Here is a 1,818-nt window from a genome sequence, read left to right on the forward strand (position 1 = left end):
ACCGAGATCTACACTCTTTCCCTACACGACGCTCTTCCGATCTTAAAGAATAAAAAGAATAGGCGTATGTAAAACCTTATCTTTTACTACGCCTTATGTTAAGTAAATTGCTTTTTATCAGCAATTTACTTTTAACTATCCCAAATTCCCCTATATGAAAATATAGGGGCTTTTTATTTACTTCTTAAGTTTATAAGATAAGAAAAAATAGTTTCTAAAACATTAATACAATTCAAATATTTTGTATAAAAAGTTGGTTAATTTTTGTTTTAATAATATATTAATACTGTTGTAATATTATGTAGTGAATTATGTTTTGAAATAAGTTTAATGAAAAGAATTATTATTTTATTATTAATCAGTTATTTTTCTATAATAACTACTTCTAACAGCTTTTTTTTATCATCACCTTTAATTAAGGGGAATAATAATTCATATGCTGTTATAGATTATAATACTGGGCAATTACTATATTCATATATGGAAAAAGAAAAAAGATATCCTGCTTCTTTAACTAAATTAATGACTTTATATATTCTATTTGATAAATTAAGTACCGGAAAGATTCATTTTAATACTAAAATAAAAATTTCAAAAAAAGCAGCATCTCAAATACCTACTAAAATGTATTTAAAATCTGGTACCTATATTACTGTTAAAAAAGCTATTTATGCAATCATTGTTCGCTCTGCTAATGATGTTGCTATGGCTATAGCTGAACATATAGGAGAAACAGAACAACAATTTGTAAAAATGATGAATGATAAAGCCTTAAAATTGGGCATGAATAATACACATTTTGTTAATCCTACAGGATTACATAATAAGAATCAATATACTACTGTTGTTGATATAGCTAGCTTAACACGTTATATAATGAATAAACATGCAGAATATTATTCTTTATTTTCTACGGCAAATTTTTCTTGGAATAACAGAAAATATTATAGCACCAATCATTTACTGGAATATAGCGGGGTTGACGGTATTAAAACAGGCTATACTAAAGCCTCCGGCTATAACCTTATTACTTCGGCACAAAAAAATGATATTAGAATTATTGCCGTTACTATGGGATACAAAAATTCTCATAACAGAGATAATAATATGAAAGAAATCATAAATATAGGATTTAGTTTAGCTCCTGAGTATAGACAGGCACTTATTGCCTATAATAAAAATAGAATTAAGAAAACTGATGATACCTCTGATAATAAGACAAATTTAAACAAGCTTGTAAAAAATAATACTGCTTCTTCATTGGCTACTAAACAAGAAGTATCTAGTGGTAACTTATACATAAATATTTCTCATAAAGATACTAATACTACAGATAATAAAGTAGTAGCTAAAGCTTTATTAAAAAAATCTTTTGATAAGGTTTCTAATAAAAATGATAAAATTTATCAAAGTGACTATTTAAAAAGCTATATTAAAGATAAAAAGAGTAATAATACTGTTTCTATTCAAGTAGGAGCTTTTTCTAACCAAAAATTAGCTAAGAATGCTATATTAAAAGCGATATCTAATAACCCTTTCTTAAAAAAAACTAGTAGTACTATTACTCAGGTAAAAAAAGATAATAATACTATTATTTATAGAGCAAGACTAAACGGATTATCTCCGAAAGAAGCTCAATCTGCCTGTAAACAATTAATTCTACTAGGACAGAATTGTTTTTTATTCAATAAATAACCTTCCTATTTTACTTCTTTGTAAGCACCCATTAATTTTTGAATGTAAAATTTATATCATTTAAAGAATAGTAATATTTTTCTATAAAATCTTTAGGAATTAAATTTAAATATTTCCATCTAA

The 1,818-nt window shown here is 25.4% G+C and carries 1 protein-coding gene; it reads left to right on the top strand.

Translation table 11 applies throughout. The annotated features are described in order from the left end of the window. The first annotated feature begins 330 nt into the window (after window positions 1-330). A complete protein-coding gene (locus tag ACQCX0_RS03785; protein WP_462562845.1) occupies window positions 331-1,695 on the top strand; it encodes a D-alanyl-D-alanine carboxypeptidase in 1,365 nt (454 codons plus the stop codon). Window positions 1,696-1,818 lie beyond the last annotated feature (123 nt).

It is taken from the genome of Candidatus Hepatincolaceae symbiont of Strigamia maritima, assembly GCF_055505085.1.

Excerpts from the sequence above, each read along its gene's own strand:
- ACQCX0_RS03785 (WP_462562845.1), top strand. The coding sequence starts at position 331 with ATGAAAAGAATTATTATTTTATTATTAATCAGTTATTTTTCTATAATA.